This window comes from Photobacterium toruni, from assembly GCF_024529955.1.
GTDB lineage: Bacteria > Pseudomonadota > Gammaproteobacteria > Enterobacterales > Vibrionaceae > Photobacterium > Photobacterium toruni.
This window is the reverse complement of the sequence record NZ_AP024856.1, coordinates 65,305-89,893: the sequence shown is the minus strand read 5'-3', so window position 1 is coordinate 89,893 and position 24,589 is coordinate 65,305. Positions and strand designations below refer to the sequence as shown.

The window sequence follows — 24,589 nt, the reverse complement described above, 5'->3', positions numbered from 1 at the left end:
CTATCTCACATTAGACATGATACTCACTACCTCACTTTAGATGCAATATGAACTACCTCACTTTAGATACAATATGAACTATCTCATTTAAGACGAAACGTGGGAGTTCTTTGTCTAAAGTGAACACCACTGTTCGCTAACAGATTGATTTGTAATGATGCAGCGTGATTTACTTGATCACTTTTACTTAGATCTCTTACTGAGAGCTGCCTAGAACTGGCATTGACTAATCGTCCATCTGTCACTTCAGACACAACTTGAACTATTTACTTTAGACAAATACGGGCTATCTTTGTCTAAAGTGAATTTAAATACGTGCTAAGCTTTTGATTTTAATCAATTCGGCGTAATTTACTTGATCACTTTTATTTAGATCTCTCACTGAAAACTGCCTAGACGTGGGTTTGACTAATCGTCCACCTGTCACTTTAGACACAACTTGAATTATTTCACTTTAGACAAACACGGGCTATCTTTGTCTAAAGTGAATACCACTGTTCGCTAACAGATTGATTTTAAATGATGCAGCGTGATTTACTTGATCACTTTTAATATGGATAGGAATCTGAAAGATTACTATCCATCAAGAAAAACGAATACAAAACGTGGTTTTGACCTTTTTCATTATAAGTAGATTAAAGAATGAGAAAATTTGGATGGAATTAAAGCGGTTTTGATCATAAACACTGATTTCGGATAGATCTACCCTGACTACGGCCTTAAATTGGCCTCTGTAACGCAATATTTTCTATTGCTGATACTAATTGACCTACTTTTAATCCTGCTATAATAAATCCCGTGAATACCATTCGAGCACCACACAAAATACATTTGAACGGATCAACCTTCAAAAATGCTTTCATCATCGCTGCAAAACCAAAGGTTTTGGCAGTAACAACCTCTTGTCCGAGTTGTTTATATATCAATGGCAATAAGCGTCCCCGTAAACGGTTCGATAAAAAACCAAAATAACGGATCATTTTGAAGTGTTTTTCAGGCACATGGTTCAATATCCTCAGCATCATTTCTGTTTGGCTTAAGGTTAAATCTTTATAGCTTTTACTTCTGTGGTCTAGATAAGTAAATGTCACATCCCCACCGGTGTAATCAGCCAACCGAGCAGCCGCTATCGGCGGCTTTTTCACGTAACTCCCTAAATATTTCGCGGTATGCGTCTTATGAGTGGTATTTTTGGCAACATTAACATTAACATTAACATTCCAATGACGATTATAGTTTCTGTCTAAAAATGCAGTCCAGGACTGAGGGCTATTGCCTTCCACCTCCAATTCTGGCGGTAAAATTAATACGGGATAATGTGTTCTTAACAGGTTAATGACCTCATAACGCCATTGGCTCATGAGCAAATCAAACTTAAAGGAAAATGATTTCAACTTCCCCTGTCGATTTAAGCCGAATTCCGCTATTGATAAATGAATATGACAATTGAAATTTATTTGTCGACCATAGGTATGCAGAGCCGAAAAAATACCGACGGTTACCCCTCTCTTTTTCGCAAGCTTTATTAATGTGTTGGCGGCAAGGGAAAACAGATGGTTCAATAACACTCTGTTATATTGAAAAATTAGCCAAAATGCCTTTGGCATCGTGAACGTAATATGCCGATATTTGCAATCAGGGAGGATTGAATTGATGACCGCTATCCAACGCTCTGTGGCCTTTTGGCCGCATGACGTGCAGAGCTTGCTCTTACAGGTATTACATACCCGTTTTTCATGAGAGCACCGAGGGTTGGTGCAACTATACGCTTTAGCACCGAGCTTATGTGTTTTACATGATAATACTTTGACCACTGCTTCAAGCTCTGCTGTGCGAAAAACGTGACCGTTTTTCAGCGCATTATGAAAACATTTATCTAAGGTAAAAAGAGCATTGATACTATTCGGGTTATACATGGTCGGAGCTAACGTAATTCTGATGCCGTAATTGTATTCGATGAACTTACAGCGGGAAAGTCGCAACCGCAGGTTGATGCTCTTGAGGAAAAATTAAGATCATGAATTGGTTAGAAAAAATTAATGATAAAGCATGGTTTCATATATTTAAGTCATATACGTTACCAGAAACGATTTATTTAGAAGATATTATATTGAAAGGAAACAGTATAACTATAAGGTGTTACTTTTTCCTTTCAGATCAAGAGATTCATGAAAGGTGGGAAAAAGAAGGTGTAAATGCTGTGTACTTTACAATTGGAGCACTAAGCATGTTAGAACCACCAAGAATAGGGACAAAGAACATCACATCAAAATGTGAAATTCAAATTACTGGCGAAAAACCAAAAATGAACATGGTAATAACAAAAGAGAATGGAGAAATCATTATAGAAACAACAACGATACTAATTTCAATAAACAATATAGAACGTTGCTACATATACCCCTAAAAAGGGGCTATATCTGATATGGCTTGCTCGTAGATTACGCTGACTCGGTAATTTATATAAGACTACTTTATTTCACTTTGATTTATTAGCTCACAGTAATTGCCATTACTGTCATCATCTGGATGTAAAACTTGAATAGTAAAATCAGGTGATAAATTAAATTGATTTATAATTTCTTTAACTTTTTTTGAAGTGGCTGCTTTAGCGAAGTCAATAAACGGCCCTTTTCCATCATTACAATCACCAAAGAGTGAGAACATTTCAGAAGCGAGTTCTTCTGCTTCTTTCCATTTACCCTCAGTTAATCCAGAGTAATCATAATTGGCCCAAGAAGCTATATCATCTTCATCTTCAGGATCATGTTCAGTAAAGAGAAAAGATAATTCAATCGACTTATGCCATGGAAATGCACCAATATCAATGATCTTAAGTTCTTTTGAACCAAACTCTAAATATGCCTCATTTATCTTATTGGCTAAAAGTGTTTCTATATTTTCTATGCAATATTTCACTTAACTTCAATCCTAATTAATATTTATTTTCACAATTATGAAATGATTTTTTAAAGTTTTTATTGTGAGTTGATTTAGTATCAATACATGATGAATATCATACACTTAGTTTTATCTGGGCAATAACTTGCCCGATTGGGTTTATCTACCTTTAATCAAACGTTCGTTTTTTGATACCAAGAATCTTAAATTTTCCGATGCTCTAACACGTTTTGGGGCAGAAACGTGTTACGTAAATTTTGTCAATAATAGCTGTATTTAACATATGCCATCTTATGCGCACTAGTTTTTTATGTGACATTACTAACTTGGACTAACAAGTTTATTCTTTAAACAAAAATAATCCTTGCTCTCTATACCATCGTTTTAGTTCTGCTATAACAGCCTCAGGTGAATCCTCAATACCACATTCAATTGGATGAGTAATTAAACCATAACCATCAGGATGCTTAATATTGTCATCTAACCAATCCATGATCTCATCAGCTTCCTTTTCTTGCGCGTTATTTAAATATTTTAGTAAATTACAAAAATCAAATTCTGAATATTCTTCAATGTTTTTTTTTAAATTCATCAGCTTCTATCTCCTGAACCATGTATTTCTCCCCAATGTAATCTAGGAGTAACAACGCTTAAATTATCTATATTATAAACCCCTCCACCATGCTGAATTTGCTCAATATGATGTAGTGAATACCTTTTTAATTTCTTCCAATTATGTCTTGAAAAAGGTGCATTTCCTTGTTGAATTTGACTTTTATTTAAATCTGAAAATTGTTCAAATAATTCAGGATGTTTCGCAACTTCTTTCCAAAGTTCCGTCTGCAAATCAGAGAATCTTTTAAACTCCCGCCCTCGTAATGCATCCGCTATCTTTGTTGGTATATATTGTCCTTGCCCTTTGTTTGCAGCCACTCCAAGCCAATAACCATCTTTCCATTTAACATCTTTTCCTTGCCCTGACACCTTCTCTGGTTCATTACGAGCAGTTGTCTTAAAGACCAGATACAATGGCTCAATCCCTGAATCCTCTGGGAACACAAGAATTCTATCTTGCCAATCACTCTCAGCTGGCATCGGTAATACCGTCGATGGGTCATTAACCGCATCACTGAGTGGATTTACCCAAATATCACCGAATGACACCCCATCATCTTGAGAGGGCGTTGTATGGGGAACTTGATTTCCAGTCTCGTCTGGTGACCAATATATCGTTGGGCCATTTTCTTCTAAAGCAACTGAATATTGGGCTTGTTCATTTTTACTGACATAACGAACAGGGATACGAGTATCATCAACATGGTAGGCTTGTACTGTCGGATAAACATTATCACCCACAGGCTCTGTGATTTGTACACGAATACGGCTTTGTACCTCTTCCCTATTTCGTAATTCATCTTCTGTATACTGCGTTTTATCACCAAACTGTAAGGCTTTAAACAACATAACTGCGACAGACATCACCGGAGATATTTCAACCGAAAATCGCATATTATCTAATTTCTTATCCTTGAAATTACCAACGACTTTAGTGAGTGCTAAAGCTGTTTTTCCATTTATTGATTTATTTTGTGCAGCACCTGCACCGAGTGTTATTTCAGCCCCCGCCACAGCCGTAATAGGTAAAGGAGGAACAAAGGCCTCAGCAGAACTGAAGAACATCCCCCAAAAACGAAAAGCATTATTAAGGGATTCTTTTTTTTGACAAGCTTCTGTATTACCAAATGGCTGAGAGCACGATTTAGCAAAAATTTTATTTGTTTTTGGTTTAGATAAATTGTCGCTAATTTTTATCGGATCATAAATAGAAGGTTGCGTTTTAATAACAGGCTCAGGGATATAAGTTGGCATTGGTTTAGCTGGATGAAGTGACCCTCCAGACTTTGCAACAGTCCCACCATAATAGTTTCCAGAAAAACGGTGACCTATTTTTTTTACGCCATAATCAGAGAGTAATGGTGCATTTTGTTGGGAAACTGAAAATCCATTTTCCATCTTACTAAGCATCGGAGAGGATGGAGAATCAACTATCAAGGCTATGTCACCACTTTCTAATTCATTACGAATTGAACTTGCACTTTTGCTTGAAGATAGCGCCGCTAATTCATTATCAGAAAATCTAGACCAATCGCCTTCAATCCTTAGGCTTCGTCAAAACCCAGTTGGTCTACATTAACAATTTTTCCTACCATGACCCGATCTAATAAAGAATAAATAAGTCCGTATAGGATACCCTTCAAATAACGTAGGCAATAATTTGCTCAAAACGGCTGTATTTAAGATCTCTCACTGAAAACTGTCTAGACGTGGGTTTGACTAATCGTCCACCTGTCACTTTAGACACAACTTGAATTATTTCACTTTAGACAAACACGGGCTATCTTTGTCTAAAGTGAATACCACTGTTCGCTAACAGATTGATTTTAAATGATGCAGCGTGATTTACTTGATCACTTTTATTTAGATCTCTCACTGAAAACTGCCTAGAACGGGCATTGACTAATCGTCCACCTGTCACTTTAGACACAATACGAACTATCTCACTTTAGAGGAATATGCAGTTCTTTGTCTAAAGTGAACATCAGCGTTTGCTAACACACTGATTTGTAATGATGCAGCGTGATTTACTTGATCACTTTTATTTAGATCTCTCACTGAGAGCTGTCAAGAAGTGGGTTTGACTAATCGTCCACCTGTCACTTTAGACACAACTTGAACTATTTCACTTTAGACAAATACGGGCTATCTTTGTCTAAAGTGAATTTAAATACGTGCTAAGCTATTGATTTTAATTAATTCGGTGTAATTTACTTGATCACTTTTATTTAGATCTCTCACTGAGAGCTGTCAAGAAGTGGGTTTGACTAATCATCCACCTGTCACTTTAGACACAATACGAACTATCTCACTTTAGAGTAACGAGGGGGTTCTTTGTCTAAAGTGAACATCAGCGTTTGCTAACACACTGATTTTAAATGATGTGGCGTAATTTACTTGATCACTTTTATTTAGATCTCTCACTGAAAACTGCCTAGAACGGGCATTGACTAATCGTCCACCTGTCACTTTAGACACAATACGAACTATCTCACTTTAGAGGAATATGCAGTTCTTTGTCTAAAGTGAACATCAGCGTTTGCTAACACACTGATTTTAAATGATGTGGCGTAATTTACTTGATCACTTTTATTTAGATCTCTCACTGAAAACTGCCTAGAACGGACATTGCCTAATCGTCCACCTGTCACTTTAGATACAATACGAACTATCTCACTTTAGAGTAACGTGGGGGTTCTTTGTCTAAAGTGAACATCAGCGTTTGCTAAGACACTGATTTTAAATGATGTGGAGTAATTTACTTGATCACTTTTATTTAGATCTCTCACTGAAAACTGCCTAGAACGGACATTGCCTAATCGTCCACCTGTCACTTTAGACACAATACGAACTATCTCACTTTAGAGTAACGTGGGGGTTCTTTGTCTAAAGTGAACATCAGCGTTTGCTAAGATACTGATTTTAAATGATGTGGCGTAATTTACTTGATCACTTTTATTTAGATCTCTTACTGAGAGCTGCCAAGAAGTGGCTTTGACTAGCGGCCAACTCGTCACTCTATACAATATTTATTGGAATCATTTACAAACTTTCTGTTTTAAGAAAATATCGATTTCAATCTTATTGGTATCAAAAATCATCTAATTACGTTTCGTGATAGATGTCACATTGAGGTTGTAACACAAAATAATTTACATAACTGAGTAATTACCTCATGAAAGGCGAATTCTTTATTCTATGGTGTAATTCTATTTGTTTATTCTTAATTTATCTATTATTATAAATATTCAAAATATTTTAGAGGTTTTGTTGTTATGTTCGTTGCTAATCAAGTTTGTTCAGACTTATACGGGAGATTGGTGAAAGAGCGCCCTTCTCTTGGTGAAGCTTTGCGTATCAAAGTTAATGATGAAAATCTATTTTCCGGCGTTGATCAGCGGATCTTGAATCATTCGATGAAGAAAGGTGAGTTGAGCAAATTTCTTGATATGACAAACAAAACGTTATCAACAAAAATTGAGCAGTACAACCAAAGCAATGAACATCAAATTGAACCTATCGTCATAGCTAAATCGCATTACTATTCTCGCCATGATATTGCATCGTTGCGTGAATTTATGGGTGTTGAACAATATTATTCAGATCTTTACTCATCAAAACTCATTGCTATTACTAACCACAAAGGCGGTACTGGCAAGAGCTCGACGACCATGACGCTTGCTGTTGGATTAGCACTAGATTTAATTGACTCACAGCGGGTGCTGGTTATCGATATGGATCCCCAAGGTAGTGTGGGTTCAACATTAACGTTCAACTCAGCAGAACAAAAAGATGAAGAAATCATTACCTTCATCGATATACTCCTTCGAAATTTTGAAGATGATAATCCAGTTAAGACCTTTTTAGATAATGGGCATACATTGGAAGAGATTATTCTTGCTGTGATGTTCAATACCCATTTACCTAACTTGAAAACCTTAATTGCTTACCCTACTGATGATCGCTTAGTTGGAGTGTTCTTCAATCTCGAAGATGAACAAAAATTGGCACTAATTTGTGATTTCAGAGATAACATCAAACCTATTTTAAATAAGCATTTCGATACTGTTTTAATTGATACCCCGCCTGCAGATAATGCAATTTTATGGTGTTTATTTGAAGCTGTTGATGCATTACTGGTGCCAATCACGCCTAAATTTATAGATCTAGCATCGACAACTAATTTCATGGGTACCTTGGCTACACGATTAGAACAACTACCATCTCATGGAACAAATATAAAATGGTTAAAAGCCGCTGTTGTTAATCATGATCCGAAGTCGCGTGAAGAAAAAGACATTGTTGGCCGCTTATGTCGCTCAGTACAAGATCGCTTGATATCTAATTACATAAATCGTAGTGAAGCTTTTCTTGAAGCAGCTTCAACTGGCCGTACAGTATTAGATCTTGTTCAGTCACGTTCTAAAACGTCGAAAACTGAATTCCATAAAGCCATATCCTCTTCTGAGGCGTTCGTAAATACGTTTAAAATTGAAATGCAAACACTGAACTTAGAGAAATAATTATGCAAATTGGTCAATTAGGACATCAAAAAGGCGCCTATGTTGGTGGCAGTAACGCAAATAGTTTAGCGGTTAAGGCACGAAAAATTCGTATTAAAGGCCGTACAGAGCCTGTCACTGTTTCTCTACAAACATTCAAAGGTCGTGAAGATTTAGAGAAACATTCAGCTATTCCCTTACAGAACTTTCGTATTCAAGAGCTGCTGACCGAAGATTCTCTAGAAGATTTAGCCGATCTCAAAGACACACAGACCAGCCCTTGTCTTTGTTATAAAGGCAGTGATGGCCTGATTTACTTTATTGACGGTTCTCGACGTCGTGCACGCGCAATCATGGATGACTGTCCACTTGATTACGAATTGATCAAAGAAGAGCTTACAGATTCTGAAATTGAGTCTCTTGTTTTGACTGCAGATAATCATAAACCGATCAGCAGTTACGAGCTCGGTAAGTATTACAGTGCGCAGTTAGATAAGTGGGAAGGTACACAGAAAGAGTTTGCCGCTGTTAAAGGGATATCTGAAACAAAACTAAGTCGTAGTTTAAGAGCATTTAAAGTCCCTGCTCCTATTTATTATACGTTCACGAAACGTGGTCTTGATATATCGGAACGTGATAGCTTAGGTTATATAACGGCTTTGGAGTTGGTAAAGGAAGCTGGCCAAGACATTGAGCAGTTTTTCAAAGAATTAGTCAAAGATGTCTCTGAGAAAAATGCTGATGCAAATAAAGATGTGTTCAAAAAGAAAGTGAGCCAACTCCTCAATCGTCGTGTGAAGAAATTAAATGCACATGAAGATAAAGTAACTAATAAGAAAGCGCCTGAAGTCATTTATGCTTCTGATGATGGCAAAGTCTCTGTTCAACTGGAACGAACGTCAAAATCGAATAAAGTAATTAAAATGCGCAATATAACTGAAGATCAAACTGGACAGATAACATCACTTATCGACATAGCACTGAACCATCCAGATAAGCTAAAACGTATTCTGAGTCTTATCAGTTAACAACCAGACTTAAAAATAAAATGCCGCGTTAATTGACCAACGCGGCATTTTTTGTATTCAGAATACTGTGTGCGAGTACACTTTTTTTTCTTTAACCATTGTTCTCTCCTCGTTGGATTTGTTTGTTTTTTTAATCAATTTCGCCAAAGTTTTAAAAAAAAATGCGGCGTCATTTTTTGGTTGTAAGTGTTTAATTTTAATCGTTATTTTTGCTTTTTTTTGGTGCTGTGGCGCATGCGCCACAGATGGCGTATTTTGGTGTTTTATACTACTCAAAGCCGCTATTTTTTGGCGAGTAGATAAGGATTATCAAGATTACTCAGCGTGTAGATAGTGGCGCCATCCTTTAAATAATCGACAACCACATTGGTATCTTCACTCGGCACGGCGGGACATCCCCAACTACGCCCCAACATGCCAATTTTAGTAATCACGTCTGGGTTAGCATAGTCTGCCCCGTGGATCACAATGGCACGTTTCCTTGCGTTACTATTGCCTTCACTCAATCCATCAAGCCTGAGCGAACGACCGTGTTTACCGTAATAGACTTCAGCGCCACGGTATGTCCCTAAACTCGTTTGCTTAGAGTTAATAGTGTTTGAGAATTGAGTCGCGAACAGCGTCCCACTATTGGTGCCGTGAGATACGTACGTGCGTTTCACCAACTTCTTCTCAGCAAGGTCAATGATCCACATACGGGGAAACGATGAAGGTAACGTGTAGTCGATTATGGAAAGAATGGGCTTGCGTCCGTGCTTCAAGTATTCGAGGTAGCCTTTCGCAAACGTATAAAAAGAGATTTCAGAGTCAAGTTGAGCTTGGAAGTAAATATCCCAAGCTTTTTTCTGAAAGGTATTAGCGTGTACTGTTGAGCTAAGAAGAGAAAATAAGACAGCGATAAAAAGCATCGATAAAAACCGCATGATACATTCCTTAATTTATTCCGTTAATTTCGAGCATGTATTGAGCCTTACCTTCTATGCCGCTCTCTGCTGGAATCAAAGGTAAGTACAAGCGACCATCGGAACCTATATCTACATCGATACCTTTTGTTTCGCCTGGACGTATGACAGTGTTATGTACCTCCAGTGGCATCGGTGAATCAGAACGAACAGTGACGAATACCTGTTGAGGACCAAAAGCAAGGTTGCCGTTGTCAGAACGCAATTGGTTGGACTTAATTAAGATGTGCGGTTTATTGGTGCTATCTCTCAGTACCCTATTGACTGCGAGGGTTTTAACAGACTCGACAGAAAATAGATTGTTGGGTTCATACTTAAAACTGTAAACCTCGGTCGTACTTTGACCGAACGCATCAGTGGCTGTTAATGTAAGAATGTACATATCAGCCTCGTCTTGCGATGGAAAAGTTCGAGGATATTCTAGTCCCCAATAGTCATCCTTTTTATTCCATGCCAACTCGACGTTATCTGATGCTGGACCGCCTTTAAAATTAATAGATGTGATTGCCACATCGCTGGCGTCTTCTATTTTGAAACTGATGTTTTCGAGTCCTTTGATTAGCATACCTTCGACATACGGTTGATCTTTAAATGCAAAGGTTATCACTGGAGGTGTTCGATCACTGCGGTAGGAAAAGGCAGTTGAATCAGTTTGTGGGCCGTGTCGTTCTTTAGCTCTAACACGGATCTGATAGTCCCCTTCTGCTATGTCTTTTAGATACCACTTATAAACATAATTTTCGCCATTACGACTGACGAACCCACCACTTGCATTAATTTGTTGTCCATTATCGGCATTGATTAGCCAAGCGTGTGATAAACGCAACCGGTCAAAATAGTAACCGGCACCGGGCTGATTAATATTGGCAGTAATGCTTTTTTCGACATCATCGTAAACAGCATTGATGCTTGGATAGTGTTTATCGTTAAACTGGACCTCTGCCCAGCGAGGGTTACTTCTAAGAGTCCTGTCAGTATCATAGACGGTTGCATTAGAGTGAAGATAACCAGCCTCACCACTTTCCATTGTATATGACCACGGGTATTCACAAGATGTGCTTCCTGCGGGGATCGTGCAATTACCGCCAATGTGATAACCAATCTGGTCGTAGTTACGAGCACTCACTCTTATCCGCACTTTAGAGATAGAGACAGGGAGTTGATCATTCTGGATGGCGTAACGGTACATGCTCATCCAGCCAACGTCGCTGTAGTAATAGTCAACACCAGCTAAATATGGTGATGCTCTTGCACTTGGATCCAACGTTACTGAATAGCCGACACCAGCGCCACCCCACTCATATTTGTTTATGAAGCGAATGTAATTGCCATCGAAAAAATTGTAAGGGGCAATAAATTGAACATAAACATTGTCATCGTCTTCGCTGACTTTACTTACCGAGCCTGCGCCATTCGTGGCTCTTAATCCACCTTCGCTGTATTCGTACCAGTTTGTTTTGGGAATGCGATAGACGAAACGAACAGGGTTGGTGTAGACCGTCATGCCTGATCGATAGGCTTCATAATTTGATAATCCAGGAACAACACTGCCTGACTTGGAAGGATTATAAAATCCAACGAGTGTCCTTTCACCCGGATCATTATCCATCATCATTTTTTTACTAGATAGGTGTGAAACATTACCTGCGATGTCGGTAATTTCGTATTTTACGGTGAAGGTTTCATCCAAATTGCTTAACGGAAAGAGATAGCGGTAGTGATTGGTTAACTGAGTATTGACGGGATCGTATATAGCATTACGTCGTGAATATTCACTGCCATCTTCACGATATAGCACAAGCAGAGCTTTATCGATTTCTGTATTGTCGCTAACGTCGTTTAAGAAAAAACGGTTGTTTCCAGACCCACCACGTCCAAGCTTAAATGTCTCACTTGAGACATCCATACCATAGCCACCTTGCGCACTCCACTCGCCAAAACTCGGCAGTTCAGTATCTACGGTGATGTCTTTAATTTCTGTTACTACGATGCTATTTGTATTATCGATGAGTTGATGAGTAAGCCTATAGTTGCCATCAGTCAACCGAGGGACTGAAAATATTTTTGCGTAATATTCCAAACCTGCACTTGATTGAAGTCGATCATCGATGGTGATGTAATTTGATGTGTGTTCGTAGATATTGGTATTTGTGCTTAAATCCCGAATGCTCAATTTCATTTTTCTATCCAAACCACCAGAGAGAAAAACATCGAGATCTGATGAAGGATTGAGGAATTGAACATCCGATTTTTTACTCACACTATTATTGTTAGTATCGGTAAATGTATATTCAACAATTTCCGCATAACAAAATGACGATAAAAAAATAAATGGTAGTAACAGTAGATTTCGCATAGTGAATACCCAAATAGCGGTCGTATGATCTACTATATTCGCTAGGCATAGATGCGATTTAAATTAAGGAGAGGATATTGAAGTGTTTAAATATTTTAAGCGAGAAACAGGTGCTGCATTAATGTCTAATGCAGTCTCTGTATAATCAGGATTTAAACGGTGCAGGCGATTGCATCGTCATTGTTAAAGCGTGGGTATTAATCCAGTCCCCTTTGCCATCAATACCAAAAACCATGGTATTAGTGTCGTCATTAAACGTGACTGACCAAAATGAACTAACCAATTTGTTGTGTTCAATGTTCGTAGAAATAAGTGTTATGTTTCTCAGGCCAGAATGTTGTTGAGCAAAATGACTCAGGTTGGTATCTGATGCGTAACTCTCTTTAATATGTTGGCGTTGATTATCGACATTAGTATTTATTTCTACCCCTGCTTTATAGTCCAATGTGAGGACTAATATTATGCCCAACAGTATTGTTAGGCATAATGAAGATAAAAGTTTGATCATTAGCGCAATGACCTTACCAGACGAATATGCCGATTACTATTAGCACGATTATCAAATTCTAGGCCATCTTCAAAATTAATCTTACGGCCTAGATCAACATCGTTCGCGCCAAATGTATATGTAGAAGACCAGAACCATGCATTAGGTGTGGATGGGAATGCAGCAACATCAATAGCCGGCGATGAGCAGCTGCGTTCGACGATAGAACTTAACTCGATAATTGTCGGTAATCGATATTGCACATCACTTGAAGCATTGAAGCTACTGACAGCATCTAGAGCCATTTTCCAAGAATCGAACTGCGTTGCCGTTCCGATACAATCGCCATTTTCAAAGCTCATGCCGAGTGGGCAAATCTGCCAATCTAATGCGTTTACAGCATCTGTTACTACACCACGACTATCATTTAAAATAAACTGAGACTGTTCATTGGAACGTACCATTTTATCGTTACACGTTTGCGCAAATACACTCGGTGCCATGCTGGCTGCAATGGCCGAAACTAAGATAATTTTAATCATTTTAAACCTCCTGCTACAGCAATCACGGAATTAGCAGTGTTTTTACTGCACAGCTTTACGTGGCCATATTGATTATCTAAACAGAAAACAGAACCGCTATTCGTTGGCGATGGTGTGCTTGATACGTACTCATCGGTGATATTGATATTGTCGTAAAAATTCGGTGCTTGGGCATTAATACCAGATTTCTGATAAACAAAATTATTACGTAATTGATGGATAGTTGGAATTTCCCAATCAGTACGACCACACAATGCTGCACTATTGAGATACTTCAAATATTGCTCGGTAGAACAGTATCGAATGCCATCGATAACAGGGTACTTTGCATTAGCTTCGGCATTTGTTTCTCGCGGGAAAGCACACTGCGCACTTACGGGTATATCTGCTTCTAAGCGAACACCCGTTGTACCTTCGTTACCACCATTTATTGAATCAACATCGTTAAACCAAAAGTATTTATAATTTGAGGCATTGAAAACGGTGTGTGCGAAACGATAACGGTCTTGGTCATTTATTTCTGTTTTCACAAAACTTCGTAGTTGAGAGTCATCTAATCCGTCAGGGGGTAATTCACCCGTGTAAGGCTGTGACTTACGCTCCCATACAACGCCAGTATTATTGTCCTTGATGCATTCGTAATCTGCACTATCATGGCTTAGAATATTTCCAGCGTAATCTAATTTGCTATAAGAGCGTCCAGCATGACCATCGCTGTTATTGAAATTATCTACATCTAAACCAGATTCACCATCTTGATTAGGATAATCTTGTGGGGAAAGAGGGAATGGTGAGGCAGAAATATCATTAACGTCTTTTAGGAAATCAGTGACACCAGAATCATTCATTTTAATGTCGCCTGGAATGATGATAATTTTAGTAAGGTGCTCACCAGCTTCAACATTACTGCTGAGTTGGTCACCTAAAAGATTGATGATGATCGTTTCACCACCCTCATTTACATTGTCGTTTTTGGCTTCTACTTCAATGTATTTTACAGTTTCTTTGCTTTCGAAGCTTATACCCATATTCGTGCCAGGATTTGTATCTGAAGAATAATCGTAACCGTCGACATTAATCAGATAGTCATCTAACGATGCTGTACCGCTTGAAAAATTAAAGGGGACATTCGTGCCAAATTCTAGGCCGTGAGAAAGTATAACTGCGACCTGATACTTACTTCCCTCTGTTAATGTGTCGATTTTCTCTGTTTCAAATGACACTGTCGGATAATTCTCATCATCGTCGGTTAGCTTAATTTCATGAGTATTAACAGCGCCGCCAGTAATAATTAGGTTTTGTGAATCGATAGCCGTGAGCGTGTGTGGTGTGGTTCCGCCATTCCAAATATCATTATCAATGATCGTAATTGGTACGATTATCTCTTTGGCACCTGCTTTAAATTCAACACGCACATTATCAAGCGTCGCCTCAATACCATTGCTACCAGATTCGTTTTTTGTTTCATCTAACATTTCTAATTTGAAATCTATCCAACCATCATACGGTGAGGTTTCAGTGAGCTTTAATTTAACGTCTACCTGCCCGTCTGTTTCTTTAAAATCTGACTGTGTTGTTTGGCTTGATAGTTGAGGAAGAGTACGTGGATCTGACAATGTAATCGTCATTAAGGCATTTTCAATGTCTAAACCTGACACTGAATCAATCGTTAATGTAAAAGTTTCACCATCGTCATAAACAAGATCACTGTTGATAGAAACTGGTAGCACTACTGTTTTATCGCCACGTTTGAAACTGATCGTTTGGGTACCAACAAAAATGTCGTCATCAGTGGTTGTTTCATTGGCGATGGTATAGCGTATTGAGCCGTCAGTTGTCGCAGCTTTGGAAAATTTAAGTGTGATAAGTTCGACTTGATTGACCTCTGGCTCAATAAGCGTGAGTCTAGTATCAATATCTAATTTCGCCTTGGTTACGCTGCCTGTTGGTGTTTTCTTGGAGTCCTTATCTTCATCACCTCCACCGCATCCTGATAATGATAAAAGTATTGCACTAGCCAATAATATTTTTTTCATATTAAATCCGTCCCTAATAAATAGTGGTGCTTGTACCGCCTACACTGATCTTTTCTACATATTTCTCTATGTGTTTTGACCACACGTTTAAATCACAGTTGAACGCTGTGTTAGAAAACGTATCGACCGCCTGAAAATACGGATGATTTGTCGCTTTCAATCCAAGTAATATCGAACCGCCATCCGACGTTAATACCGATACAATGTTGGGTGATCCATTACATACTGCATTTGTTTTCAGTCTGTAACGCTCAACGAGTCCATCGCATTTAGGACAAAAATCATCAATTGCTTCTAAAACAGAATTTTGTGATTTAGAACTAGCAAAACTCGATGTTGACATTAAGAGTGCTAACACTAAAAAAATGTTTTTTATTAAGCTCATCATGTGACCTTGTATATGTTTGTTTGTTAATACACCTAAACCGTGATTGTTCACGGTTTAAGATGAATACATCCTTATTTAACAAAACGCGTGATTTCGCGAGCTTGAGTTCCACGTTCGGTTCGAACAATACTGCATTTGATAAGCTCACCTTTATTCAATTTCTTGAAGCCTTGAGATTCGATGTCTGAATAATGAATAAATACATCGTTAGAAGAAATGACATCGCCTTTTATCACGCAGAACTCATTGCAAAAGCCATGGCCACGTTCTTTATCAAACCATTTAACAATCGCTATTGTTTTCATACCGCCTCCTCGTGAATTTCTTCATTCTCGTCATCATTCTCAAGATCATACATATCGCTTGCGTAATCCGTTTCATCACGATCTTTAATGATTGCGCTTATTGCTTCGTCAATACTCATCCCTTGTGATTGGTAACGTCGAATTTCCGCACGGTCGCGGGGATCTGTTGAGTAAAGCAGCAGCATGGATTTGGGGGCATAAAAGCGAATGATTTCACAAACGTCATCACCTGCTTGGAAAAATATTTCTGCAAACATGTTTTTTCGTGTTCGTATGCTTTTAAGTAACTCGAAGTTTTGCTCAGATAAATCGAGCATTTTGTCTTTTTTTACTTGCTCGATAGTGTCACGTTTTTGGTAGAGGAAAAGGCGATATACGCAGTTAGCGACAATGGCGCGTCCGACTGATGAGCCATAGACGTCAGACAGCATCTGAGTAATGATCCAGGCACTCGCATTAACTTTTCGAAATCGTCTAAAAGCTGATTCGAGGAACGTGGCCACAGGATTCGTCTGACCTTGATAGTCATCATTACCACCTAAAAATGACCAACACTCATCAACAATAAATACCTTACGACGTTGCTTAGACGGATCTTTATTACCATCGGCAAGGAAAAAATGTCGATAACAGAGATTGATAATTTGCATGAGTGCAATCAATTGGTTTTCCGGTTGAGCTTTTAATTCCTCCAGTTCACAAACTATGAAAGGATTGTCGAGGCTCGGGGGTGGCTTTTTGGTGGTAAATAGATGTCCATTCATGCCGCCTTCAGCGTAGGGTTTGAGAGTAATACCAATATCTTTTAAACGTTTGTCTTCTGAATCCGAGCACATTGTCTGAAAGATAGTGACACTCGATTCTGTGCCGTGTGCTTCCCACATTTGCTGAAGGACATCAGCCATCATACGACTCGTAACGACGTCGAGCTTGCCGGAAGGATCGGCCATGATTTTAAGCATCTCTAAAATCATTCCTGATTGCGGATCTTCTGCAGAGTTGAAATCAACAACGGATGGAAAAGGATTGAGTGAGAACTCCATGCCTGGACCAAATGACAAGAATAAGCCATTTAATTCGTCACATAGATTTAGGTAACTTCGACCAACATCGATGATCATTGCCATCCCGCCGTCATTTTTGGCTTGTATCAAATCGTCACTGATGCGCAAAGCATCTTCGAGTTCTTTTTCACTGAGGTTCATTTCCGACCACATCTTCGACGACGGCAGATTGCCTGATCCAAGAACGCATGTGACGATGTACTGTACGAGTACAGATTTGCCTGAGCCTGATTCTGCAACAACGAGTCCGTTCATAGAGCCGTCTGTCTCATAAGGATTAAACCCAAACATGCCCATATTGCGAGTCACAAACGGTATGATTGGTTTATTAGGCGCATTACCGTTAGAACTTGAAAACACAGGGGAGAAAAATGCGGCAACATCACTTGGTAGTGTGTTGTAGCGTTTAAGTGTTTTCATTGCAGAGACTTCTGGTCCAAAGGGCAGGGAGTGTAAAAATAGTGGAGGTGTAAGATGTGTGTCCCGCTCAAGATCGAAACCTGCGTTTGAGGCTGCAATTTGCTTAAACTTAGAAACTTGTTTATCTAAATGGTCTTCATTGTCGCCAAGAATCATAAACTGCAGGTAGCAATTAATTAACCGAGAACGTTTTTGTTCTAATTTATCAAACGCAATATCATAATCTTTCTTTTGCCAACGTACTTTGTCCATCCACGATGTTAGTCGATTATTCGCAACAGCACCCATGTAAGTACGCTTCTTTTTAACTTCACTTCGTGTTTTTTTATCGTTAGGGAAATGGACATTTAAAACCATGAGGAAATTACCCCACGCAGTTTGCTGACCAAATCGCCAATCATTAAACACATTGAGCATATCGCCAAAGCCAATGATTTTTGGGTAAACTTTTGGACTTAATAAAGCGATTTGCTGATCATCAATAAAAATTTTATCTTTTTCGAACGTAATACCACCGCCAATATCTTGCACCTGCTCTCGCGGCAACAGTGAAGCGCAATGAGGCGTTTTACCGCGGCGCCATGGAGAGTTTTTTTTGCGGTTTAGCATTTTGTTCATCATGTCACGCCACATCCACTCGTCCATATTTTGAGTGAATAGGCCAACAGAATCGAAGCTCTCTACAAGATCATCACGTAGAGATTTATAATTTTTAAGTTCCTCTTTTGTAGGTATACCAAGGTTGCCTTTGATTGGTGTTTTCACACAAACATAGCAGTCAAACGATCGAGGACGGCATTCACTTCTGGCAAATCCATCCTGTGACGCTTTTTGATAATGATTGATTAAACCGCGAGAAATGGCGTTTAATTTCTCACCTACTGTTCCTTCTTGACGATAGCCATGGTAATAGGAAAAGTTGGTCGTGAATTCATTGAGATCGTCGTTTGCCCAGAATACAATTTGAATAAAACTGTCATCTGGCCATTCTTGTTTAAAAATAGACTCGAGTTGAGCCTGCATATTGTCAGTAGCACCACCTGCCGTTTGGATTTTGTACATGTTTCCAATGTGGCTATCATCTAATTCAAAATATTGATGTCGACGATTGAATCCAAGTACGGGCATTAATTTCGATATATCGTTCTTACCGAAATCCTCATAAAATTTATTAACTGAATTAGCCATACACCCTCATTATTTATTTAAAGCCTTTGAGACTTTGAGCATCTTGAATGAGCTTTGCAGCTTCAAGGCGTGCATTTTGTTGTACCTGCATATTTGTCAGCTTTGCATCTGCACCGGTTCGATTTTCGACACCAATATGGTTTGGGTCCTGTGGTGTGTAATCTTGTTTGATAGAGTCACGTCGCATTGATAATGACGTAAACTGAGCATTATCAATTTGTACGCTACGGTCGATTATCCACGTTCGAGATTGTGCTTCGATATAGGCATAACCCGGCACTTTTAACGTGTCTTCTTCAGTCGTATAAGGTCGAGTGAGGATACGAACAATGTTCGCAGGTTTTCTCATCGCAAGCGGTTCTGGTGGTGGTAATAGTTGCGTTTGATATGCGTTTTCTGCCGCGCTAAACATTTGGTTATCATGTGATACAGAAGGAGCGTTATTTTTCGCACCAGTATATGCGGTGCTTACTGTCTTTTTTTCTATTACATTTCCCTCCTGATCAAGCGTAATGACACGTGGATCACCTGTGGCGGCTGCATATTCTTCCGCGCTATCATATTTATTGGTCAGATCATATATCTCACGGCTTGATGCACATATGACACCTGATTGACTATCTGGACAGGTACTTTTTTCTTCACCAATAACGCCGACGCATCCACTCGTTAGTAACAAAATAGAATTCACCAATATAAAGCGATATTTGTTCTGCATTAATTATTCTCCATCGATGAATTTTTTTAGTGTAATGTGATCGTCAGCCAGTCCCATAAAGCGCTGACCTTCGTTATTAATCAGAGCTGGTATTGCCATGCGTTGTCCTTGCATTAACATCTGTAGACTGGCGATATTGAGGTTGATAGCGTTGAGTGCATTTCGACACTCGTTATCCTCAGAGTTAATTGGGAACCGTACTTGCGACCATTTTCTGTCAACGAGTGATCGCAAAGCGTTGCTAGGATCATTGGCGCATTGCGCTAAAATACCGTCGCGATATTCAGCTTTAGAGAGGATAGGTGTGACGATGACTTTGAAGCGTTTGTCAGGAAAATTCTTTTTTAAACGCTTTAATTGTATGTAGCATGTCGGACATGTTTGAGAGACAAAAATTGAACCACCCATTTTGTCTGCACTTTCATTAATATAAAAACCAGACAGTTCTTCAAGTTTGATACCAATTTGTTTATATGTGAGTTGGTCAGCTTCTTTAAATTCTTTTACATTTTTAATATATCGAGTGTTCAGACTAGAAAATAACGATGCGCCCTTGATGACAAATCGACCATCCCCTGTGGACAGTAAAAATGTGCCATCTTCTAATTCCAACATCAGCAAGCGTTCAGTTGCTATCGCATGTTGAGCAACAACATTAGGCAGGTTATCAAATGCTGCTTTCGTTTTTTTGAGATCAATTTCAAACGCATTGATAGATAATGAGATAAAAAAACAAGAGGTGAGTAATAGGGTCCGTAGTAAATCTGACAGGTAAATCATAGCTTTCTCCTTTTACACATAGTTTGCGTGTGATCCGGGAGCATTGTTTAAATTAAGCAGACAATATTGGCCCCATTAATTTATTTAGGTACCAAGTTTGGGGCAGCTGATGATTGGTGAGTAAATGAGGCACCAGTTTTCACTAATGCCTCGCAATAATTATTATTTTTGGGTCAGAGTTGTAATTGGTCTTCGTGGTTTATATGTCGAGCTCGTTGGCGTAATAACGGATAGGTCGAAAAGTGGCGCTAGGTATTCAGCAGGCACTGGACCTAAAATACTTGCACGATCAAGGACAATGAACCCACGATCAGACAATAAATTAGAGACGAAATTGTTATAACGAATAATGGCGTTTTCATCGCCACCTTGCGAAATGACATGTTGTGTATTTTCGTTGATGTCCATAATGACAATTTTGGTTTGTTCGTTGGTGTCGTTATCAAAATACATATTGTAGATAATTAACATTAACACCATAAAAATGGCCATAGACGCATATTTTACTAATACGAAAAACAAGTTTTTATCAGAACCAGTATTGTTTTTTTGCTGATGGTGTTCACTGTCATTCTTTTTAGAAGCGACGCCTTCAATGGTTTTTGAGGGAGATGGAGTGTGCTTCTCTTGTATGGTTTCTTCGATAATTTCAATAGCAGATTTATCTGAACTCATTTCTTGGCTCCTTAATTAAATGTGAGCTTCAATGGATCTGTCAGAAAGAAAGTGACTTCCTGCATTGCTGGAACATCGACAGTTGGCCAGATCTCCTCGACCATTTTTATGTAATATTCACTCATACGATCCATAGAGCCAGAAACCCCATTTAACGCGGCAGATGCACCAATAGAGCCAAGATCAGGGACTTGAAAACCACCTGAGTTTTCGTTTACAACATCCACGCCGATAACTCGTTGAGGAGAAATACCCTGTGCGATCCCAGAAAACAGGCCTGACCAAACACTGCCACGCAGAACTTCCCCATTGCGCGATACTAGGCGTCCAGGGATACCGGCTTGTCCATTTCCACCTGTCGCGTAGCCTTTAGCGCTTACTTCTGCAATCAAACCATCTTCATCAATACAGACAATTTTTTCTAATCGCATATATGCGCGTGAATCCGATAAACTTCCGATAGCACTGACCGTGCCTTGGCAATCACGTATGTCCACCCGAAAGTTATTCGGTAACAACGCATCATGTTTAAAACGAATTGTGGCAGGTAATGGCTCTCGCTTGGCACCAATTGATGTCGGTGCCTGCATTCCTGAGAGCAGAACACCGGTGAGTAATGATGTTGTTGGAATATGAATGGTGTAGCCTGTTGCCTCTTCACTGATAGTGTTATTCGCTATTTTTTCATCGAGCGCTTTTTCTTTATTAGCGAGTTCTATTTGCTTTTGTTCTGGTGAAGTATTGTCAGTACTACTATTTACGGCACTCGGTTGGCTTAAATTAATAATATTTCCATTATTCATCATCATCACATCAGCCATGTCATTCACTGTTCTAATACCGAATTGGGACGGTTGGCTTACTGTTGATTGATTAGCCTGAGTATTAACGACTTCCGTTGGTGTGGTACGTTGTTCACCAAAGCGTCTTTGCTCTTCGGTTATATTGGTGCCGCCTGTGTTTCTAATGTTATTGTTCGATTTAAGCGAAGCTTGCTGGATACGTTGTTGATCAGCGACTTTTTGAGCTTTCTTGAGTCGGGTAAATTCATCCTGAGTAGATGATAGTTGGTCCCGCAATTCTTCAATTTCACCGAGCAAGGACTCAAATTCAATGTTTTCCGTTTTATCCATGCCACGGCGTTCAATTTTAGAAAGTGTTTCATAGGCCTCTGCAATGCCATCTAGGTCACGACGTTCAAGAATTTGTTCAGTATCGAGTGGCCCGAATACTTTTTGTATTGCTGTAAGATTGCGATTGTTATTATCATCGGGTTGAGGAGTGATGTATGGAATTAAACCAATTGTTGCTATACCGCCTGTGACAAATAATAGTGCGATACGTTTTTTACGGTCACCCCAAACATCCTCAAATTGATTCTTCAATTTAGTCATTCATTTTCTCACTTAATTTAATAAACTAGGACGGTTATTACGATTTTTAATGCGTTCGTAATAAAGGCGGTCGCGCATAACGTAAACCTCTGTCATTTCATTAGGTTTAAGTGTTGCTTTGTTTAAAATTGCGGTAGAAATGATATCGCCTGAAGTCCAACACTGTTCTTCGCGTAATACGATAGATCGACTTGGATGAGTGTTTTGTACTAGCACAACATCAACGATCCTTCGTGAAGAAATTAGGCGCTGTTTTGTTTCAGACTTAGCATCGAAACGACAAGGGTACTTTGCTTTAGGTGGAATGCCTTCAATGAAGTTGTAGCCTTTAGGTGTTTCATTACCTGCAATTTGAGAAAAGATGTTGTTGATTCGGTATTCGTATGGCGATGATTGAAATTTAGGATCAGAGGCGAGTATCAACTCACTTTCTTTGTCACGGATACGTATTTCTGTGTGTTGTTGTTCAATTTTGATATCTCGTTTGATTTTAGCAATTTTCGATTTCGTTGCTTTATCAAGAGACACATTTACCTCAACCATTGTCGCGAGGACGTTAAGCGGCCACACGGTAATATTTACTTGAGACTCAGGAACACCTTTTTCGTATATACGCAGACCAAATGGTGCGTCTTTCTCTGTCGTGAAATATACAAATGAACCATCCATTTCAAGCACGACATTGGGATCTGTCGTTTTCACCTCGACTTGACCAAAATTGGTGCGGATACTGTTCATGATAAACTTGGCAGCAGGTAAGGTGATGTTATCGCCTGCAGTTAGCTTGTATCGTTGCACAGGCTTAAATTTTTTCTTCATTTGTTCGGTGATGATATCTGCTGGTGTGGTCTTAGGGATCACCTCGGTACTGGTTTGCTCATAAAGCAACGTCGAACGCCCAAAACTGTCTTTCTGAGGGGCAAAGCTATTAGAGACAGTCTTGTTTGGTTGGGCGATGTCATTGGCAGGGAAATGTTTTATGAGTTCTTTTTTTTTGTCTGACGGTAAATTATTAACAACCTGATTGATTACATCGTCGATCCTGTCATCTACAGCATCCGATTGTTTTAATTTAACCTCACCGATCGGTGTAATGGGGAGTTGATATTGCTCAGCATTAGATGTGAACGATATAAGCACCAGCATGCAGCCGGTAAATAGAGTTTTATAATTCATGACACAAATCCTTATTTCTTCTCTAATCGATTAGAATCAAAACGAGGCGTACCTTCATATTGAGTTATGTATGGCATTTTTGGTTTTCCACCAGCTTGTTTGATTGTAATTTCATAGGTCCATCGAATAGGTTTCATGCCAGCTTTCTTGGCGGTCACTTTTTTCTTACTGATAAGTTCGCGGTCACCGTAGATGTAGATGATGTCTCTTTTGGGATCGTAATATGTATCCTGGACAGTATATTTTTGGGTCTGGTAACGAAGGGCGAGTGCTTTGACATGTGTTGATAATTGTTCAGACATTACGTCATAATCAGCAACAGATAACATGGGTTTTAAGGCTTCTAATACAACCTTCACGCTACGTTCAGACGCATTACCAAGCATCGAGGCGATATGAATACCCCATAATTTTTTGTAGCTTTCACCTGCTTTATTACCAACAATGGTGATTGTTTCGTTGAGCTGTGGTGGGATAACGATGGTGACAGGTTTTGTTGTTACTATTTTGTAGCTCAGCAAGACGATGGTCGCTACCGACAAAATAGTTGCAATCGTCATTCTATAGCTGTGATCGACAGCCTCTGTCCAAGATCGTTGTATATTACTAGGCAGTAATTTCTCTTTGATACTTTTACTTTTTTTTGAAAAAAATGGCATGTTAAATCCTCCGTAATGCGCCGTGATACTTATTTATTTACCGGAAAAACTCGCGTTTGTAGCAATCAGGTAAACGTCTGGTTTCTTTCGGAATATCTAGCCCATACCACCACATCAAGTGCCGAAGTTTTCCCCGTTGAAAGTTGGTTTTTGCTTTACCATTTAGATAAACCAAAATCGTCCCCACCGCGATACCTAGATCTAGCATCTGTGTGTAATTGCCGATAACAAAGCAAAGGATCAAAATGCCAAAACTGTCAGTCTCAAGGCCTGCAAATATTTGTCTATCATTGATTCTGACAGGGACGTAGGTTTGGTTGTATGGAAGTTGATGTAATTCGTTTTCATTAATTTCGTTTTTGGCCACACTTCCTCCTAAAAGGAAGGCAGATC

At 39.1% G+C, this 24,589-nt stretch carries 22 protein-coding genes; 3 read left to right on the top strand and 19 right to left on the bottom strand.

The genetic code is table 11. The annotated features are described in order from the left end of the window. Positions 1–719: 719 nt before the first annotated feature. On the bottom strand, positions 720–1,916 hold the full coding sequence (locus tag OC457_RS19690) for an IS91 family transposase (RefSeq protein ID WP_080176345.1): 1,197 nt from the start codon (positions 1,914–1,916) through the stop codon (positions 720–722). 101 nt (positions 1,917–2,017) lie between these two features. On the opposite strand from OC457_RS19690, the gene OC457_RS19685 reads away from it, so the two are divergent. Further along, positions 2,018–2,407, top strand: a complete 390-nt coding sequence (locus OC457_RS19685; protein WP_080176344.1) for a hypothetical protein — start codon at positions 2,018–2,020, stop codon at positions 2,405–2,407. A gap of 62 nt (positions 2,408–2,469) precedes the next feature. On the opposite strand, the gene OC457_RS19680 is transcribed toward OC457_RS19685, so the two are convergent. The 3 genes from OC457_RS19680 to OC457_RS19670 all read right to left on the bottom strand — a co-directional run bounded on the left by OC457_RS19680 (position 2,470) and on the right by OC457_RS19670 (position 4,914). Beyond that, positions 2,470–2,919, bottom strand: a complete 450-nt coding sequence (locus OC457_RS19680; RefSeq protein WP_080176343.1) for a hypothetical protein — start codon at positions 2,917–2,919, stop codon at positions 2,470–2,472. A 322-nt stretch (positions 2,920–3,241) separates the two neighbouring features. Next, on the bottom strand, positions 3,242–3,493 hold the full coding sequence (locus tag OC457_RS19675) for a bacteriocin immunity protein (protein WP_080176342.1): 252 nt from the start codon (positions 3,491–3,493) through the stop codon (positions 3,242–3,244). Further along, the gene (locus tag OC457_RS19670) at positions 3,493–4,914 is read right to left on the bottom strand and encodes an S-type pyocin domain-containing protein (protein WP_159447886.1); all 1,422 of its coding nucleotides are present in this window, start codon (positions 4,912–4,914) and stop codon (positions 3,493–3,495) included. The genes OC457_RS19675 and OC457_RS19670 overlap by 1 nt, the downstream gene beginning before the upstream one ends. A gap of 1,922 nt (positions 4,915–6,836) precedes the next feature. Here OC457_RS19670 and OC457_RS19665 point away from each other — a divergent pair. Both OC457_RS19665 and OC457_RS19660 read left to right on the top strand, forming a co-directional pair. Then, on the top strand, positions 6,837–8,039 hold the full coding sequence (locus OC457_RS19665) for a ParA family protein (RefSeq protein WP_262054096.1): 1,203 nt from the start codon (positions 6,837–6,839) through the stop codon (positions 8,037–8,039). A gap of 2 nt (positions 8,040–8,041) precedes the next feature. Continuing rightward, complete coding sequence (locus OC457_RS19660) at positions 8,042–9,046, top strand: hypothetical protein (RefSeq protein ID WP_080176339.1); 1,005 nt, start codon at positions 8,042–8,044, stop codon at positions 9,044–9,046. Between the two features lie 281 nt (positions 9,047–9,327). Here the strand turns inward: OC457_RS19660 and OC457_RS19655 are convergent, their stop codons facing one another. The 15 genes from OC457_RS19655 to OC457_RS19585 all read right to left on the bottom strand — a co-directional run bounded on the left by OC457_RS19655 (position 9,328) and on the right by OC457_RS19585 (position 24,563). Then, the gene (locus tag OC457_RS19655; RefSeq protein ID WP_080176337.1) at positions 9,328–9,969 is read right to left on the bottom strand and encodes a murein L,D-transpeptidase catalytic domain family protein; all 642 of its coding nucleotides are present in this window, start codon (positions 9,967–9,969) and stop codon (positions 9,328–9,330) included. 10 nt (positions 9,970–9,979) lie between these two features. Continuing rightward, complete coding sequence (locus tag OC457_RS19650; RefSeq protein ID WP_080176336.1) at positions 9,980–12,364, bottom strand: Ig-like domain-containing protein; 2,385 nt, start codon at positions 12,362–12,364, stop codon at positions 9,980–9,982. A 145-nt stretch (positions 12,365–12,509) separates the two neighbouring features. Continuing rightward, complete coding sequence (locus OC457_RS19645) at positions 12,510–12,872, bottom strand: hypothetical protein (protein WP_080176335.1); 363 nt, start codon at positions 12,870–12,872, stop codon at positions 12,510–12,512. Then, on the bottom strand, positions 12,872–13,393 hold the full coding sequence (locus tag OC457_RS19640) for an Lcl C-terminal domain-containing protein (RefSeq protein ID WP_080176334.1): 522 nt from the start codon (positions 13,391–13,393) through the stop codon (positions 12,872–12,874). Before OC457_RS19640 ends, OC457_RS19645 begins: the two co-directional genes overlap by 1 nt. After that, a complete protein-coding gene (locus OC457_RS19635; protein WP_080176333.1) occupies positions 13,390–15,429 on the bottom strand; it encodes a Calx-beta domain-containing protein in 2,040 nt (679 codons plus the stop codon). The genes OC457_RS19640 and OC457_RS19635 overlap by 4 nt, the downstream gene beginning before the upstream one ends. A 13-nt stretch (positions 15,430–15,442) precedes the next feature. Then, a complete protein-coding gene (locus OC457_RS19630) occupies positions 15,443–15,772 on the bottom strand; it encodes a hypothetical protein (RefSeq protein WP_144379617.1) in 330 nt (109 codons plus the stop codon). Positions 15,773–15,888: 116 nt separating this feature from the next. Beyond that, positions 15,889–16,122, bottom strand: coding sequence for a cold-shock protein (locus tag OC457_RS19625; RefSeq protein ID WP_065176478.1), 234 nt, complete (start codon positions 16,120–16,122; stop codon positions 15,889–15,891). Next, positions 16,119–18,794 (bottom strand): TraC family protein, encoded by a 2,676-nt coding sequence (locus tag OC457_RS19620; RefSeq protein ID WP_080176331.1) that lies wholly within the window; start codon positions 18,792–18,794, stop codon positions 16,119–16,121. The genes OC457_RS19625 and OC457_RS19620 overlap by 4 nt, the downstream gene beginning before the upstream one ends. 13 nt (positions 18,795–18,807) lie before the next feature. Continuing rightward, a complete protein-coding gene (locus OC457_RS19615; protein ID WP_080176330.1) occupies positions 18,808–19,512 on the bottom strand; it encodes a TraV family lipoprotein in 705 nt (234 codons plus the stop codon). A gap of 3 nt (positions 19,513–19,515) precedes the next feature. Continuing rightward, positions 19,516–20,292 (bottom strand): hypothetical protein, encoded by a 777-nt coding sequence (locus OC457_RS19610; RefSeq protein ID WP_065176482.1) that lies wholly within the window; start codon positions 20,290–20,292, stop codon positions 19,516–19,518. A gap of 162 nt (positions 20,293–20,454) precedes the next feature. Then, positions 20,455–20,967 (bottom strand): hypothetical protein, encoded by a 513-nt coding sequence (locus tag OC457_RS19605; RefSeq protein WP_080176329.1) that lies wholly within the window; start codon positions 20,965–20,967, stop codon positions 20,455–20,457. A gap of 11 nt (positions 20,968–20,978) precedes the next feature. Further along, a complete protein-coding gene (locus tag OC457_RS19600; protein WP_080176328.1) occupies positions 20,979–22,361 on the bottom strand; it encodes a TrbI/VirB10 family protein in 1,383 nt (460 codons plus the stop codon). A gap of 12 nt (positions 22,362–22,373) precedes the next feature. Continuing rightward, on the bottom strand, positions 22,374–23,537 hold the full coding sequence (locus OC457_RS19595; RefSeq protein ID WP_080176327.1) for a hypothetical protein: 1,164 nt from the start codon (positions 23,535–23,537) through the stop codon (positions 22,374–22,376). Between the two features lie 11 nt (positions 23,538–23,548). Then, positions 23,549–24,196, bottom strand: a complete 648-nt coding sequence (locus tag OC457_RS19590) for a TraE/TraK family type IV conjugative transfer system protein (protein ID WP_080176326.1) — start codon at positions 24,194–24,196, stop codon at positions 23,549–23,551. A 37-nt stretch (positions 24,197–24,233) separates the two neighbouring features. Next, positions 24,234–24,563, bottom strand: a complete 330-nt coding sequence (locus OC457_RS19585) for a type IV conjugative transfer system protein TraL (protein WP_065176488.1) — start codon at positions 24,561–24,563, stop codon at positions 24,234–24,236. Between the last annotated feature and the right edge of the window lie 26 nt (positions 24,564–24,589).

Bases quoted from the DNA above. Each gene is read 5' to 3' on its own strand.
- OC457_RS19640 (WP_080176334.1), bottom strand. From the start codon at position 13,393: ATGATTAAAATTATCTTAGTTTCGGCCATTGCAGCCAGCATGGCACCG.
- OC457_RS19675 (WP_080176342.1), bottom strand. From the start codon at position 3,493: ATGAATTTAAAAAAAAACATTGAAGAATATTCAGAATTTGATTTTTGT.
- OC457_RS19630 (WP_144379617.1), bottom strand. From the start codon at position 15,772: ATGTCAACATCGAGTTTTGCTAGTTCTAAATCACAAAATTCTGTTTTA.
- OC457_RS19600 (WP_080176328.1), bottom strand. From the start codon at position 22,361: ATGACTAAATTGAAGAATCAATTTGAGGATGTTTGGGGTGACCGTAAA.
- OC457_RS19690 (WP_080176345.1), bottom strand. From the start codon at position 1,916: ATGTATAACCCGAATAGTATCAATGCTCTTTTTACCTTAGATAAATGT.
- OC457_RS19615 (WP_080176330.1), bottom strand. From the start codon at position 19,512: ATGCAGAACAAATATCGCTTTATATTGGTGAATTCTATTTTGTTACTA.
- OC457_RS19655 (WP_080176337.1), bottom strand. From the start codon at position 9,969: ATGCGGTTTTTATCGATGCTTTTTATCGCTGTCTTATTTTCTCTTCTT.
- OC457_RS19605 (WP_080176329.1), bottom strand. From the start codon at position 20,967: ATGAGTTCAGATAAATCTGCTATTGAAATTATCGAAGAAACCATACAA.
- OC457_RS19635 (WP_080176333.1), bottom strand. From the start codon at position 15,429: ATGAAAAAAATATTATTGGCTAGTGCAATACTTTTATCATTATCAGGA.
- OC457_RS19670 (WP_159447886.1), bottom strand. From the start codon at position 4,914: ATGGAAAATGGATTTTCAGTTTCCCAACAAAATGCACCATTACTCTCT.
- OC457_RS19650 (WP_080176336.1), bottom strand. From the start codon at position 12,364: ATGCGAAATCTACTGTTACTACCATTTATTTTTTTATCGTCATTTTGT.
- OC457_RS19590 (WP_080176326.1), bottom strand. From the start codon at position 24,196: ATGCCATTTTTTTCAAAAAAAAGTAAAAGTATCAAAGAGAAATTACTG.
- OC457_RS19595 (WP_080176327.1), bottom strand. From the start codon at position 23,537: ATGAATTATAAAACTCTATTTACCGGCTGCATGCTGGTGCTTATATCG.
- OC457_RS19645 (WP_080176335.1), bottom strand. From the start codon at position 12,872: ATGATCAAACTTTTATCTTCATTATGCCTAACAATACTGTTGGGCATA.
- OC457_RS19685 (WP_080176344.1), top strand. From the start codon at position 2,018: ATGAATTGGTTAGAAAAAATTAATGATAAAGCATGGTTTCATATATTT.
- OC457_RS19660 (WP_080176339.1), top strand. From the start codon at position 8,042: ATGCAAATTGGTCAATTAGGACATCAAAAAGGCGCCTATGTTGGTGGC.
- OC457_RS19625 (WP_065176478.1), bottom strand. From the start codon at position 16,122: ATGAAAACAATAGCGATTGTTAAATGGTTTGATAAAGAACGTGGCCAT.
- OC457_RS19620 (WP_080176331.1), bottom strand. From the start codon at position 18,794: ATGGCTAATTCAGTTAATAAATTTTATGAGGATTTCGGTAAGAACGAT.
- OC457_RS19610 (WP_065176482.1), bottom strand. From the start codon at position 20,292: ATGATTTACCTGTCAGATTTACTACGGACCCTATTACTCACCTCTTGT.